The sequence below is a fragment of the Blastopirellula sp. J2-11 genome (genome assembly GCF_024584705.1).
Classification (GTDB): Bacteria; Planctomycetota; Planctomycetia; order Pirellulales; family Pirellulaceae; genus Blastopirellula.
In genome coordinates this window covers 2,348,634-2,362,703 of record NZ_CP097384.1, presented here as the reverse complement: position 1 = coordinate 2,362,703, position 14,070 = coordinate 2,348,634, and the positions used below count along the sequence as shown (strand labels likewise).

Sequence of the window (14,070 nt, the reverse complement as noted above, 5' to 3'; positions counted from 1 at the left end):
GGAAGACCCGCCCCCCATGACGATAGGCCTCCATGTACAAGTCCGCATTCGCCGCAGGCATCTTCTGCCTAACGATCATCTCGCTTTGCTTTGCTGAGCCGATCGCCGGAATTGGTCCAATTGGTGAAGTCCGCACCTTGCAAAAGGACTTTGGGTTCACCGAAGGCGCCGCTTCTGACGGCGCAGGCAATCTCTACTTCACGGATATCCCCAACAATCGCATCTATCGGCGGACGCCCGACGGTAAGATCGCTGTTTTCCTGGAACCATCGGGGCATACCAACGGCACGATGGTTCGTGACGATCGACTGCTGATCTGTCAGATGGATGGGCAGTTGGCCAGCGTTTCGCTGAGCGGCGATGATTTACAAGTGCTGGCAGGCAAGTACAAGAACGAACGCTTCAACGCGCCCAACGACTTGGTTTGCGATCATTTCGGCGGCGTTTATTTCACCGATCCCCGCTATCGAGCGCCGACTCCTTGGCCGCAAAAGATCGAAGCCGTTTATTATCTCTCGACTGACAACGTCGTGACGCGATTGATCGACGATATCATCGCGCCCAACGGCGTGATCCTATCACCTGACGAAAAAACGCTGTACGTCGTTCCTTCAATGGAAACCAAACTGTACGCCTACGATGTTCTAGGCCCCGGGAAAATTGGCGAAAAACGGGTCGTGTGCCAATTTCGTCAGCCCGAGGGCGAAGACAATCAAGGGGGCGACGGTCTGACGATCGACGAACATGGCAATCTGTACGTCACGACTAAACTCGGCGTACAGGTGATCAGCCCGAAAGGGGAGATCCTTGGAATCATTGAATTTCCTGAGCATCCGGCGAACGCAACGTTTGGCGGTCCCAAGGGAAAGACATTGTTTGTGACGGCCCGTACTGGGCTTTACTCTGTGGAAATGAGCGTTCGGGGACACCAATTCCCTGGCGAATAGCGCACGCTCAGTTTTTAGTTTCTTATATTTTGGGGGAAGTTTACGTATGAAGATGTGGATCTCTGCTGCGATGTTCTGCGGTGCGGCTTTGCTGGTTGGTTGCGGCGCTCCTGCTGAAACTCCGACGGAAACGCCGGCCGAAACGCCAGAAGTGACGATGCCGGCCGAATCGACCGAAGCTCCGGCGACTCCTGCCGCTGAAACTCCGGCCGAAGAGAAGCCGATGGAAGAAGCCAAGCCTGAATAAGGCCGCGTTTCTACCGATCGAAACTGTGAAAAGAGGCTGGGGCCAACCAAGGTCGCAGCCTCTTTTTTTGCGCCAATCGCACCGCGGAAGTCTCAATTTGCTCGTTTTTTCGTAAGCACGCTCTAGCACCTTGCAATTGGTCACAATGCAAAGCAGACTATTCTTGGCTTTTTGCCTAACCTTCCCGTGCACTTTGATCCTTACGCCTGCCCCATGCATCGCAATATCACATCGCTTTTCGTGCTCCTGTTTCTCTCTTCGTTTTGCATCGCCGCTGAGGATGACCCCCGCGTCTTTGTGGATCCTGACAACGTCAACGATCCCGACTTCGTCTACCAGGGCGAATTCTACGGGCCGCTGCGCTTGCCGAACGGCAGCTACGAAATGACCGGCCTACAGGTAGTGGCGCTCGGAGACGGCAAATTTTCGGCGCTGCAATACAAAGGGGGACTGCCCGGCAATGGTTGGGACAATGGTCCCAAACTGGCCCTGCAGGGCGAGATGCAAAGCGGCCTGATCCAGTTGAAGCATGACGCCTATACGATTGCCGTCGATCCCAATCATGCCGTGGTTATCAACACCGCGGGACAACAGCTCGGCGATCTGCCGAAAGTTCGCCGCAAGAGTCTTACCTTGGGGCACCGACCGCCGCACGACGCCCGCGTGCTATTTGACGGCACGTCGACTGAATTCTTTAAAGATGGCAAGCTGACCGCGGAAGGGCTGCTGAAAGCCGGCACGATCACGACGTTCCCGGTCTCCGACTTCCAATTGCATCTTGAGTTCCGCACTCCTTATATGCCTGACCGCGGATCGCAAGCACGCGGCAATAGCGGCGTCTACATTCAAGAGCGCTACGAAGTGCAGATCCTCGACTCGTTCGGCAAAACTCCTGAGTTCAATGACTCGGCGTCGATCTACCGCACCAAGCCGCCAGAAATGAACATGTGCTTCCCGCCGCTGCAGTGGCAAACCTACGACATCTATTTCAACGCCGCTCGCTTTGACGACGCCGGCAACAAGGTGGGCGACGCTCGTTTGACTGTCTTCCACAACGGCATCGCGGTCCAACGTGACGAACGTATCCCGAACAAAACTGGCGCCGGCAAAAAAGAGGGCGCCGAGCCGATGCCGATCAAGTTGCAGGATCACAAAGATCCGGTCGTCTTCCGCAACATCTGGATCATCGAACCGTCAGCGCCGATGAACTTTGCCGCAGAGACTTGCGTTTGTCGGTAAATCCACTCTTCATAACGCGCAGCGCGTTTTAAAATTGCGTCATTTCCCCGGTTGGCCGCGATAGCTCCGCTATCGGGGCGGCGCAGCCGTAAGAGGCGTCAGGACCAAGCGTACCGTTCATGGTGCGCCGGCCACTTCAAACGGCATGATAAGCCGCCGATTGTAGGCGCGTTTGTGACGGCGCCGACTATTCCAACCGCTCGTAGCAAACCAAGCACATGTCGTCGAACTGCGAGCCCATGAACTCGCGAACGTCTTTGACGATCGCCTGGCCAAGTTGTGCGACCGACGGAAATTGCTCTTGGGCACGCTCGCGGACGCGGGGAATGCCAAATTGCTCGCCGTCGGCGTCCATCGCTTCGTTGATGCCGTCGGTATAGAGAATGATTCGTTCGCCCACGGCGATCGGGATGGTGACCTTCTCGTACTCTAGATCCGGAAAAACGCCCAACGGCAGGCTAATCTCGGGTTCCCCAATTTCATCGACCGTACCATCGTTACGGCGGAGCATCGGCGCCATGTGACCGGCGTTCAGCACGGTCATCTCGTGCGTCTCAAAGTTCAAGATATTCAGGACCAACGTCACAAACTGGTCGTCCGGAATACTCTCGCTGAAGGTGTTATTCAGCGTCGCAAAAGCGACCGCCGGATCTTCAATCGAAGCGAGCGTATACCGTGCGTCGGCCGATAGCTTCGCCATCAACAGCGACGCGGCGACGCCATGCCCGACGACATCCCCCAGCAAGATCGCCATCCGGTTATTCGGCAAGGGAATATAGTCGTAATAGTCGCCGCCGACCGAATTGGCGGCGCGATAATAGTCAAAGAAGTCGTACCCGGCGGCGGCCGGTTTTCCCTTCGGCAAAAAGCCGATCTGCACCTGACTGGCGAGCTTCAGATCACGCTCCATTTCCTGCTGACGCAACGCGCGCTGATGAAGCTGCGCGTTGTCGATCGAGATCGCCGCCTGCGTCGCGACGCTCATCAGCACTTCCAGATCTTCCTGCTGGAAACGCTTGCGTTGGTCAAGCGTATCAATTTGGAGCGCGCCAAACGCTTTGCCGTCGCTATCGATCAACGGGGCGCACATGATCGAGCGAATCTGAAAATCGGTAATGCTCTGGCTCATCTCAAAACGCGAATCCGCCGCTGCGTCAGCCGAGAGAATCGCCTGCTTTTTCTCGATCACATGATTGATGACCGTGCGGCTGATCCGGATATTTTCGTCCCCCGGGCGGCGCGTTTTGGTCCACCGCGGCGTTAATTTGCCTTTGTCATCCTGCAGAATGATAAAACCGCGGTCGGCCTGCAAAAAAATCTTGAACAGGCTGTTCAGCACCTGCGGAAAGACGTCCTCCGGAGCGATAACGCCGCCGAGATTCTTGGTAATCTCCAGCAAAGCGGCCAGCTTCACTTCAGCGCTGGCCTGCAGCGTGACGCCGCCGGCTTGCGACGAGACTTCCAGCTGCGACATGATGGTCGACGGCGCCGAGTCATCATCGACCATGATCGTGCCGTAGGCGCCTGCTCCGGTTTGCCCCAGATTACGGGCCGAAGGGGGGGCGAACGGCTGATCCAAATGGAAGGTAAACGTCACGTCGCAGACGCGGATCGAATCACCATCTTTCAACTTTTGCAGCGAATTAATCGCCGTGTCGTTGACGAAAGTGCCGTTCCGGCTTCCCAGGTCCTCAATCATGAGATCCTGGTTCTTTCGGGTGATTTGGGCGTGATGGCGGCTGACCGCGCCGGCGTCTACCAGAATATCGCACTCGGGATGGCGCCCCATGACGAACTTTTCGCCCGCGAGGTAGATTTTTTTTCCGGCGTCGGATCCGTTGACCGCTACTAGATAACTGCTCATCGGCGTGGCTGCGTCAGTGGAATAGCGAAAGGGGCGGAAGTAGCTGCGCGAACCACTCGCTCGTTTCCCCCACTAGTTTTGAAATAGTTTATCAGCCGCAGCGGCAGATAGCCAGCGGCTGAATCCCTTGACGACAAGCGACTTACGCCATACTCTTTACAAACCGATTGGGGAATAGTGTAACGGTAGCACTACAGACTCTGACTCTGTCAGTCTAGGTTCAAATCCTAGTTCCCCAGCTTCTTTCCATGAGCGGCGGCGATTCCCCTCGCCCCCCAATGCCTAGAGAGGCCCCATGAGCGCTGGAATGCCGCCAGAGCGGCGGGCGCAGCCGAGTGCGATCGCTTTTTTGCGACTGTTCGTCTTCTGTTTCGCGATTGCTTTAGGGGTCTCCTGGATCGTCAGCAGCTTTATGCTGTCGGATCAGACTCCCAGGATTGATCCCAGCGCCGTACCGCGTCAGGTAACTGCCAGAGGGGATTTGGCCGAAGATGAAAAATCAACAATCGAGTTGTTTGAATCGGCCTCGCCGTCCGTCGTCTTTATCACTACTACGGCGCTCTCACGCCGCTCGATGAACGTCAACCCAGTCGAGATTCCGGCCGGCGCCGGCAGCGGTTTCGTCTGGGATGAAAAAGGACATCTCGTCACCAATTACCACGTCATTCGTGATGTCGAGCAGGGGAATGGAGGTCGAGCTATCGTCACCTTCGCCGATCATACCTCGCATGAAGCGCGAGTCTTGGGAGGCTCGCCCGACAATGATCTCGCCGTGCTGCAGTTGGTTGATCCGCAAAACGCAACCCTCATTCCGATTCGCGTCGGCGAGTCGAAGAACCTCAAGGTCGGCCAGAAGACCTTCGCGATCGGCAACCCGTTTGGCTTTGATCAAACGCTCACGACCGGCGTGATTAGCGGTCTCGGGCGATCGATCCGCAGCGAGTCGGGCCAGCCAATCAACGACCTGATTCAAACCGATGCGGCGATCAACCCCGGCAATTCTGGCGGCCCATTGCTGGACAGCAGCGGCCTGTTGATCGGCGTGAACACCGCGATTTACAGCCCTTCAGGCGCCTACTCCGGCATTGGCCTGGCGATTCCTGTTGATACGGTCAACGCCGTCACGACCGAGATCTTGCGCACCGGCAAAGTCTCGAAACCTTACTTGGGAGTCGCGTTGTTACCGGCGTCGGCCGTCGCCCAACTCAACCTGCAAGGCGCGCTGATCGGCGAAGTGGTCGAAGGAAGTCCAGCCGCCAACGCCGGTCTGCAGCCGACCATTGTCACCGAGCAAGGACTCGATCAAATGGGCGATGTGATTATCGCCGTCGACGGAAAACCGGTCACCAATCACTCCGATGTCGTGAGTCAACTCATTCAGCACAAAGTGGGTGACACGATCCAAGTCACCATCATTCGCGGCGCCGGAACCGACAAGCCCGAAAAACTGGATGTGGACGTTACTTTGTCCGAAGCGCACTAACGCCGTCTCAAAGAAATACGCATGAAAATCTGCCTGTTCGATATCGATGGAACGTTGATCAACACCGCCGCCGCCGGCAAAGATGCGATGATCGATTCTTTTCAATCGACTGCCGGAATCGACGTGCTGACGACCGAGGTCCGCGTCAGCGGCAAAACCGATCGCGGCATCGCGCAAGAGCTGTTTGACGCGCATCACATGCCGTTGACCGACGAAGCGTGGAGCAAGTTCTTAGATAGCTACATGATAGGTCTGGCGCGCAATCTTCCGCTACGCGACGGACGCGTCTTGCCTGGCATCGAAGCGCTGCTCAATCAATTAGCCGAGAGAGACGACATCGCCTTGGGGCTTCTGACCGGCAACGTCGCCCAAGGCGCCTACCTGAAGCTGACCCACTACGACTTGATGCATCATTTCAAGTTCGGCGGATACGGTGATCAGCATCCCGACCGCAACGATGTCGCCCAAGCGGCGAAGGACGCCTGCGAAGCTCATCTTGGTCATGCCGTCCGCGGCGATCAAATCTGGGTCATCGGCGACACCGCCAACGACGTCCGCTGCGCCCGAGCCATCGGCGCCAAAGCGGCGGCAGTCGCCACCGGCGTTTTCATGCGTGAAGAGCTGGCGATGAGCGAGCCCGATTTGTTGTTCGATGATCTGGAAAACGCCGATGCGCTGTTGGCGGAATTGAGGGGATAAAACCGAAAGAAAACGACGATACTAGTATTCGTATCGAAATGCCGCTCTCTAATACAACGCTGTCGCCAGCTTCCGTCGATAATCATTCACCAACTCTTCGTCATCCGCCAACTGTCGGAAGATATCTACCATTAGCTGTCGAGCGGTTTCGCCGTAGGCGGCGCGGTCTTTGCGGACAACCGCCAAAGCGGTTTCGAGCGATTCTTCAAATTGGCCAGCAGCGGCCAGGGCCTCGGCAAGTTTCAGCAGCTTTTCGGCGTCTTCCGGACTTGCGGCCAGTTCGGCGCGACAGGCGTCGACTCCGCCGGCTGCGTCCCCTAGCTTGCGCAATTCGAGCGCCGCTTTCACCTTTTCCGCTTCCGGCTCGAGAAACCCCCGCTCTTCCAGCGCTGTGATCATCGCCGCTGCTTCTTCATTGCGATGTTGGTCGTAGTAGTGTTCGGCCAGCATGATTTTCGCGATATCCAACTTGGGGTCGAGTTCGATCGCTTGCTGCAATTTCCGTTCGACCTCTTGCGGATCGGCGCCCAGCGTGTTGCGGACTTCGGCTAACAGCGATTCGGCCTGACTCGGCAATTGCCGCTCGATCCAACTGCGGACGAACTCTTCGGGACGCATCCCGTCGAAGAAATCGACGACCGCGCCGTCGCGAAGCGCGAAAACGGCCGGAACCCCTTGGACGTTGAACTGAGCCGCTAATTGCGGAACGACCTCGGTATCGGCTTTGGCGAGGTAAAACTTCCCCGCCATCTCGACGGCCAGCTTCTCCAAGATCGGCATCAGCATTTGGCAAGGCTGACACCAGGCGCCCCAAAAATCGACAATCACCGGCGCTTCGCGAGAGCGCTCCAGCACTTCGGTTTCGAAGTTTTCAGGCGTTACTTCTACAATCCAGGGGCACTGCTGCGGCATGTTTGCTCGTTGCGTCATGAAAGAAAAAGGGGGAAATTGTCGCTGTTGGATCGCTTCCTCAACCTTGCGGAGAAACGAAAAAGCCGAAAAATCGTACTTGGAGCGACGACTGCTTAGCGAGTTTACACCAATCTCCCCAATCCGCCGAATCATCGATGCCGCCAGCTGACAACGATCGCTTCGCCGCCAGACGCAACAAACTTCGCCGGTTAGTGAAGAAAGCCGCCGCTGGCGCGATCTTGGTGACCAATGTCCACAACGTCAGCTATCTGACCGGTTTTACAGGGCACGATAGCTATCTGTTGGTCACCCCCGATACCGAGGTATTGCTCAGCGATCCTCGCTATACGCAGCAATTGGAAGAAGAATGTCCGGGGCTGAATCTCGAGAGCCGCACGCCGGGGAAGTCGATTTTGACTTCGGTCCAAAAAATGATCCAAGCGGCGGGCGTCACGCAGTTGGCGTTCGAGTCAACTTCGATCACCGTCGCAATGCGCGACCAACTTGCCGACAAGCTGGCCAAGGTTGCGCTCCTACCGGCCGCCGGACTGGTTGAAGAGTTGCGCGAGATCAAAGACGCCGAAGAAGTCGCCGCAATCCGCCAAGCGATCCACTGCGCCGAGAAGGCGTTCGCCGTGATTCGCGCCGCGATGCACCCCGATCAAACCGAACGCCAGATCGCCGCCGACCTGGAATACCAAGTGCGGAGATTCGGCGGTAAAGCGCTTAGTTTTCCGCCGATCGTCGGAGTCGGAGAGCGGGCCGCTTTGCCGCACGGGGTCCCCAGCGAGAAGCGAGTGGGCGAAGACCGTTTCGTGCTGATTGACTGGGGCGCGCTGTTTGGGGGGTATGTGAGCGACTTGACGCGTGTTTTAGCGACCGGTAAAATTTCGCCAAAAATCAAGCGTATTTACGACATTGTCTTAAAAGCTCAGCTCCGTGCGATCGAAGCGATCAAGCCTGGCGCGCTGATGTGCGATGTCGACAAAGCGGCTCGTGACGAGATCGCCAGCGCTGGTTTCGGCAAACGTTTTGGTCATGGCCTCGGCCATGGCATCGGCCTCGAAGTCCATGAGGCGCCCCGATTTAACAGTTCTCAAACCCGCCCCCTACAGGTAGGCATGGTGGTCACCGTGGAGCCGGGCATCTATATTCCTGGGTTTGGCGGTGTCCGCATTGAGGACGATGTGCTGGTGACAAAACACGGACACGAGGTTTTGACCAGCGTACCCAAAGATTTCGATTGAGCCCTAAAGATTTCAACGAGAGCGTCATCGGCGAGTCGCTGACGCTTCCTTTCCCACAAGACTAAGCGGCTGCACGCCGCGTTCTGGAGACCTTCGATCCATGGCCAAGTCTGAGCCCGCTGCGAGCGGCGTCTTTGATCTCGATCGGTTGCGACAAATCATCGAATTAATGAAAGAACACGAGCTTTCAGAAATCGATCTCCGGGAAGGGGAACGCCAGATCCAAATGAAACGGGGCGCGACCGTCGCCTATGCTCCGGCTCCGCTGGCTGCCGCACCGGCTCCCGTCGCCGGCGCGCCGACTCCGGCTCCGGCTCCGGCCGCTGAAGATTCGCATCTGGTGACGATCAACAGCCCGATGGTCGGCACGTTCTACGCCAAACCGAAGCCCGATTCAGAGAACTTCGCCAAAGTGGGCGATCATATCGGCGAAGAATCGGTCGTTTGCATCATCGAGGCAATGAAGGTCTTCAACGAGATCAAAGCCGAGTTGACCGGCAAAATCGTCTCCGTACTGGTGAAAAACGAAGATCCGGTCGAGTACGGCCAGCCATTGTTCAAGGTCGACCCGCGCGGCTAAGAACGCGTCACTGTCCCGCACCCGGACCAACTCATGTATAACCGCATTCTAATTGCGAATCGCGGCGAGATCGCCCTGCGAATCATCCGCGCTTGCAAAGAGCTTGGCGTCGAAACGGTCGCTATTTTTAGCGAAGCCGATCGCGGCGCTTCGTATCTGGAGCTCGCGGACGAAGCGTATTGCGTCGGCCCCGCCAAAAGCGCCCAAAGCTACCTGAAGATCGATCGCGTCATCAGCGCCGCCGAAGTCGGCAACGTCGAAGCGATTCATCCCGGCTATGGCTTTCTGGCCGAAAACGCCCAGTTCAACGAGATCTGCCGCAGCTGCAACATTGACTTTATCGGCCCCTCGCCCGAAGCGATGCTGCGACTCGGCGACAAGAACGAAGCCCGCAAAATGGCCCGTGCGGCCGAAGTGCCGGTCGTTCCCGGTTCGGACGGACTGATTGAAGATCACGAAGAAGCGTTGAAGACCGCTCACGAGATCGGCTTTCCGGTCTTGATCAAAGCGACCGCCGGCGGCGGTGGAAAAGGGATGCGGGTCGCGGCGAACGACCTGGTGTTGAAGACCGCGCTGCAGCAAGCCCAGAACGAAGCCCAAGCGGCGTTCGGCAACGGCGGCGTCTATCTCGAAAAGTATGTCGAACACCCGCGTCACGTCGAAGTTCAAGTCGTCGCCGATCATCACGGCAACGTGGTCCACTTGTACGAGCGCGAATGCTCGACGCAGCGTCGCCATCAAAAGCTGATCGAAGAGAGTCCGGCTCCTAACCTGTCGACCAAGACGCGCGACGCGATTTGCGCCGCCGCCGTTCGCATGATCCAAGGCGCCGACTACACGAACGCCGGCACGGTCGAGTTTATCGTCGACAAAGACGAAAACTTCTACTTCATCGAAGTGAACGCTCGCATCCAGGTCGAGCATCCCGTTACCGAAATGGTGACCGGCATCGATCTGATTCAAACGCAAATTCGGATCGCCTCCGGCGAACGGTTGCCGTTCACGCAGGACGACATTCAAGTCACCGGCGCCGCGATCGAATGTCGCATCAACGCCGAAGATCCCGATCGCAACTTCATGCCGTGCCCCGGCAAGATCGAGCGATTTATCGCCCCCGGCGGACCTGGCGTTCGATTTGATTCGCATGTTTTCAGCGGCTACACCGTTCCGCCCCACTACGATTCGATGATCGGCAAGCTGATCGTCCATCGCAAAACGCGCGAAGATGCGATCCGCTGCATGCAGCGTGCTTTGGACGAAATTCGGGTCGACGGTATTCGCACGACTGCATCGTTCCATAAAAAGCTGCTTAGCCACTCGACGTTTGCCGAAGGGAAGATCGACACCACATTTGTCGAACGGACCTTTTTGCAGTCGTAACGGTCGCCGTCTCTGCCGGCGCGACGAAAAAAATTTGCGTTTGCGTGAATCTGCAACGCGCGACGCAGCGCCTCACGCTCGCTGTTGCGGCGTTCGGTTTCCCATACGGCCTGAGAAAGCGCCGGTAGGGGGAATTTTCGTTCCCCTGGTCAAAGTGCGTAAACTTGTGGCCTACGCGACGCTCAATACAATCAGATCTTTGACCCAGCATGCCGTCATATCGGCAGTAGTTTCCCTCAACGCCGAAACGCGTCCGCTTTCACCGGTCCGTCAGGAGTCACCTCGATGCCCAATACGTTGGCCCGCCCCCCGAAAAAGCAACACAACTTCCGCCGCGTGGCGATCCTGTTCGCCGGTGGACCGGCGCCGGCCGCGAATGCGGTGATCTCGACTGCAGCCGTTTCGTTTCTGCGAAACGACGTCGAAGTCCTCGGCATCAAGCATGGTTACTCGAACCTGATGCAGTTTGGTCCCGATCGCCCGATGGAACTGGGCCGCGACTACATCATGCTCGATCATCAAGCTCTCTCGCGCTCGCGAGCTCAGCAGGGAATCATGATCGGCACCGCACGGGCCAACCCCGGCAAACAAGTCTCGCATCCCGATCACCTGAAAGATCCGGAGCGTTCGGCTCCGCTGCAGACCACGTACGACGCGCTTTGCTCGTTGGGCGTTGACGCATTGATCTCGATCGGCGGCGACGACACGTTGAAGACGGCCAACAAATTCAAGCTGTTCCAAGAGACCCTTCCCGAAGGAAGCCACAAGATCCCGGTCGTTCATCTGCCGAAGACGATCGACAATGACTACATGGGGATCGACTTCACCTTCGGTTACTTCACTGCGGTTGATTTCCTGGCCGGTGAAGTCCGAAACTTGCTTTACGATGCGGAAGCAGGTCAGGCCTACTTCCTGGTCGAATGCATGGGACGCAGCGCCGGTTGGTTGCCCTACGGCACCGCGATCGCTGGGGAAGCGAGTCTGGTGATTAGCGTCGAAGACATCATCGGCGACTACGTCGGCAAAGAGGAAGAAGTCGACGGCCGCACGAAAAAGGTGATGAACGTCGACAAAGTCGTCGATCGCATCGTCAAAACGATGCTCGCTCGCGAAGCCGAAGGGAAAAAATTTGGCGTAGTCATCCTGGCCGAAGGCTTGGCCGAAATGTTGCCGCCGGAATACCTGGAAGGAATCAAACGCGACGATCACGGACACATCTCGATCACCGAAGTGAGCCTGGGTCGCCAGTTCGCCAAATGGATCTCAAAGCGGTACGAAGAGCAAACCGGCCGCAGCCGCAAAGTGACCGGCCTGCAGTTGGGCTACGAAGCTCGCTGCTCGAAGCCGCACGCATTTGACGTCATGCTCGGCAGCCAACTCGGCGTCGGCGCCTATCGCGCTTTGGTCGAAGAAGGCCTGAACGGCGTGATGGTTTCGGTCTCGGGCCAGTTGAACCTGCACTATGTCGCGTTCGAGAATCTGGTCGATCCGGAAACGCTGGTCACGGTGGTTCGCTACATTAACCCGATGAGCGATTTTCATCGGTTGGCTCGATTCCTGGAGACTTATATCAACGACTAACTTGTCGTTGAATTTCAATACAAAAAGGGCTGGCTGTTCGAACGAACAACCGGCCCTTTTTTTATTTCTTATACGATCAAACACCAGCCCGCTGCGCGAGCGAGGGAATGCGGTATGCCACTTCAAGCCGTGTTTGTATTGCCTACCGCATTCCCTCGCTCGCGCAACGGGCTGGTGTCCGAAGTATTTGACGCGCCCTTCAAAATTTCCGCTTTCCGCTTTTCATCCCTACTCGGACAGCGTGCCTTTGGTGCTCGGCACGCCCGGCATGCGGGGATCCTGCTCCACCGCCATGCGCAGCGCTCGGGCAGCCGACTTGAAGATCGCTTCGGCGACGTGATGGCTGTTGCGACTGTAGAAGACGTTGACGTGCAGATTGCAGAGCGCGTTCGCGGCGGTTGATTGCCAGAAATCTTCGACCAGTTCGCTATCGAACTCGCCGATCTTGGACGAATGAAACTGGGCGTTGAAGACCAGAAAGTAACGACCAGACAGATCGATCGCGGTGGTGCAGAGGGTTTCTTCCATCGGCAACGTGAAGTGCCCATAGCGACGGATTCCCTTCTTGTCACCGATCGCCTGGCGGATCGCCTGGCCGAGACAGATGCCGACATCTTCGACGGTGTGATGCTGATCGACGTGCAAATCGCCGTTCGCTTTAACCTTTAGATCGAAGCAGCCATGTCGCGTGAACAACTCGAGCATGTGATCGAAAAAACCGACGCCGGTGGCGATCTCGCTTTTTCCTTCGCCGTCGAGGTTCAATTCCAACTCGATTTGCGTTTCGGCCGTTTGGCGGCTGATTTTCGCGGTGCGCGACATGATTAAGCGATTCCTTGAGCCAAAGCGGTTTCGATCAACATCAGACAGGCGTCGATCTGATCTTCGCCGCCAACCGAGATTCGAATTCCCGGTTCATAATTCGGATAGTGCATATATCGGACGAGCACTCGATTCTGTTTGAGAAACTCGTACAGCGCCTTCAGATTCCGACCGGGGAAGGTCCCCCAGACGAAGTTTGCCTGCGAGTCAGGTACGGTGAAGCCGATTTCTCGCATTTTGTCGGTCATCCGCTTTCGCGTTTTGATCACCTTGGCCCGATTGTCGGCGAGCCACTGCTGATCATCAATCGCCGCCGTGGCGCCGGCGATCGACAGCGCATCGCAGTTGTAAGAGTCTTTGACCTTCAACAGCTGCGCAATCACATGCGGCTGTGCGACAACATAGCCAAACCGCAGCCCGGCCAGCGCATACGACTTGCTCAGCGTACGGGAGACTAGGACCTTGTCGTTTTGTTTGACCAAGTCCACGCAGTTTTCTTCGGCGAAATCAACGTACGCCTCATCGACCAGAAAAGGGCAGGGGAGGGCATCGGCCGCTGCGGCGATTTGCAACTTCGGTACGATGGTGCCGGAGGGGCTGTTTGGATTCGGCAAAAAGGCGAGACGCAATTGATTGCTGCCGGTCGAGAACTCGGTCGGCAACGACCAATCGTCGTTGAAAGCGATCTCTTCGCTGTCGGATCCTTGGATCTCGGCCAACGTTTTGTAGAGAACGTAACTGGGAGTCGGCAGTCGCAACCATTGCCCTGTGCCGACAAAGGCCCGCGTGACGATCGTCAGAATATCGTCGCTACCGTTTCCGCACATAATCCAATCAGGCTCGACGCCCAACACTTCGGCGGCACGCATGCGGAAGGAAGTCGCCATCGGATCGGGATAGCGTTCAAGCCCCTGCTCGAGCCGTTCTTTGATCGCGCGATTGACGGCCGGCGACGGCGGATACGGATTCTCGTTGGTGTTCAACTTGATGAACTTGCCGGCCTGCGGCTGTTCGCCGGGGACATAGCCGGCCATCGCGTCGATCTCTGGTCGCACGAAAGACATAGCGG

Annotated in this window: 13 protein-coding genes and 1 tRNA gene; 10 read left to right on the top strand and 4 right to left on the bottom strand. The window is 57.1% G+C overall.

What is annotated here, in order from left to right; all coding sequences use genetic code 11:
• Positions 1 to 32: 32 nt before the first annotated feature.
• The 3 genes from M4951_RS09695 (at position 33) to M4951_RS09685 (ending at position 2,433) form a co-directional block, all read left to right on the top strand.
• On the top strand, positions 33 to 947 hold the full coding sequence (locus M4951_RS09695; protein ID WP_262026284.1) for an SMP-30/gluconolactonase/LRE family protein: 915 nt from the start codon (positions 33 to 35) through the stop codon (positions 945 to 947).
• Between the two features lie 46 nt (positions 948 to 993).
• Positions 994 to 1,194: a hypothetical protein gene (locus tag M4951_RS09690; protein ID WP_262026283.1), complete on the top strand. Its 201-nt coding sequence runs from the start codon at positions 994 to 996 to the stop codon at positions 1,192 to 1,194.
• A gap of 213 nt (positions 1,195 to 1,407) precedes the next feature.
• Positions 1,408 to 2,433, top strand: a complete 1,026-nt coding sequence (locus M4951_RS09685) for a DUF1080 domain-containing protein (RefSeq protein ID WP_262026282.1) — start codon at positions 1,408 to 1,410, stop codon at positions 2,431 to 2,433.
• Positions 2,434 to 2,620: 187 nt separating this feature from the next.
• On the opposite strand, the gene M4951_RS09680 is transcribed toward M4951_RS09685, so the two are convergent.
• Positions 2,621 to 4,297, bottom strand: coding sequence for a SpoIIE family protein phosphatase (locus tag M4951_RS09680; RefSeq protein ID WP_262026281.1), 1,677 nt, complete (start codon positions 4,295 to 4,297; stop codon positions 2,621 to 2,623).
• Positions 4,298 to 4,465: 168 nt separating this feature from the next.
• On the opposite strand from M4951_RS09680, the gene M4951_RS09675 reads away from it, so the two are divergent.
• The 3 genes from M4951_RS09675 (at position 4,466) to M4951_RS09665 (ending at position 6,479) form a co-directional block, all read left to right on the top strand.
• A tRNA-Gln gene (locus M4951_RS09675) sits at positions 4,466 to 4,536 on the top strand.
• Between the two features lie 56 nt (positions 4,537 to 4,592).
• Positions 4,593 to 5,780, top strand: coding sequence for a S1C family serine protease (locus tag M4951_RS09670; protein ID WP_262026280.1), 1,188 nt, complete (start codon positions 4,593 to 4,595; stop codon positions 5,778 to 5,780).
• A 21-nt stretch (positions 5,781 to 5,801) separates the two neighbouring features.
• The gene (locus M4951_RS09665; RefSeq protein ID WP_262026279.1) at positions 5,802 to 6,479 is read left to right on the top strand and encodes an HAD family hydrolase; all 678 of its coding nucleotides are present in this window, start codon (positions 5,802 to 5,804) and stop codon (positions 6,477 to 6,479) included.
• 48 nt (positions 6,480 to 6,527) lie between these two features.
• On the opposite strand, the gene M4951_RS09660 is transcribed toward M4951_RS09665, so the two are convergent.
• Entirely contained in the window at positions 6,528 to 7,391 is an 864-nt protein-coding gene (locus M4951_RS09660) for a tetratricopeptide repeat protein (protein WP_262026278.1), read from the bottom strand.
• Between the two features lie 155 nt (positions 7,392 to 7,546).
• On the opposite strand from M4951_RS09660, the gene M4951_RS09655 reads away from it, so the two are divergent.
• The 4 genes from M4951_RS09655 to M4951_RS09640 all read left to right on the top strand — a co-directional run bounded on the left by M4951_RS09655 (position 7,547) and on the right by M4951_RS09640 (position 12,179).
• Complete coding sequence (locus M4951_RS09655; RefSeq protein ID WP_262026277.1) at positions 7,547 to 8,638, top strand: M24 family metallopeptidase; 1,092 nt, start codon at positions 7,547 to 7,549, stop codon at positions 8,636 to 8,638.
• Between the two features lie 100 nt (positions 8,639 to 8,738).
• Positions 8,739 to 9,218 carry an acetyl-CoA carboxylase biotin carboxyl carrier protein gene (accB, locus tag M4951_RS09650; protein WP_262026276.1) on the top strand — a complete coding sequence of 160 codons (480 nt, stop codon included), beginning with the start codon at positions 8,739 to 8,741 and terminating at the stop codon, positions 9,216 to 9,218.
• Between the two features lie 33 nt (positions 9,219 to 9,251).
• Positions 9,252 to 10,598 (top strand): acetyl-CoA carboxylase biotin carboxylase subunit, encoded by a 1,347-nt coding sequence (gene accC, locus M4951_RS09645; RefSeq protein ID WP_262026275.1) that lies wholly within the window; start codon positions 9,252 to 9,254, stop codon positions 10,596 to 10,598.
• Positions 10,599 to 10,883: 285 nt separating this feature from the next.
• Positions 10,884 to 12,179 (top strand): 6-phosphofructokinase, encoded by a 1,296-nt coding sequence (locus M4951_RS09640; RefSeq protein WP_262026274.1) that lies wholly within the window; start codon positions 10,884 to 10,886, stop codon positions 12,177 to 12,179.
• 228 nt (positions 12,180 to 12,407) lie between these two features.
• Here the strand turns inward: M4951_RS09640 and hisB are convergent, their stop codons facing one another.
• Together hisB and hisC are read right to left on the bottom strand one after the other, a co-directional pair.
• Complete coding sequence (gene hisB, locus M4951_RS09635; RefSeq protein ID WP_262026273.1) at positions 12,408 to 13,001, bottom strand: imidazoleglycerol-phosphate dehydratase HisB; 594 nt, start codon at positions 12,999 to 13,001, stop codon at positions 12,408 to 12,410.
• A 2-nt stretch (positions 13,002 to 13,003) separates the two neighbouring features.
• Positions 13,004 to 14,065 (bottom strand): histidinol-phosphate transaminase, encoded by a 1,062-nt coding sequence (hisC, locus tag M4951_RS09630; RefSeq protein WP_262026272.1) that lies wholly within the window; start codon positions 14,063 to 14,065, stop codon positions 13,004 to 13,006.
• Positions 14,066 to 14,070: the final 5 nt, after the last annotated feature.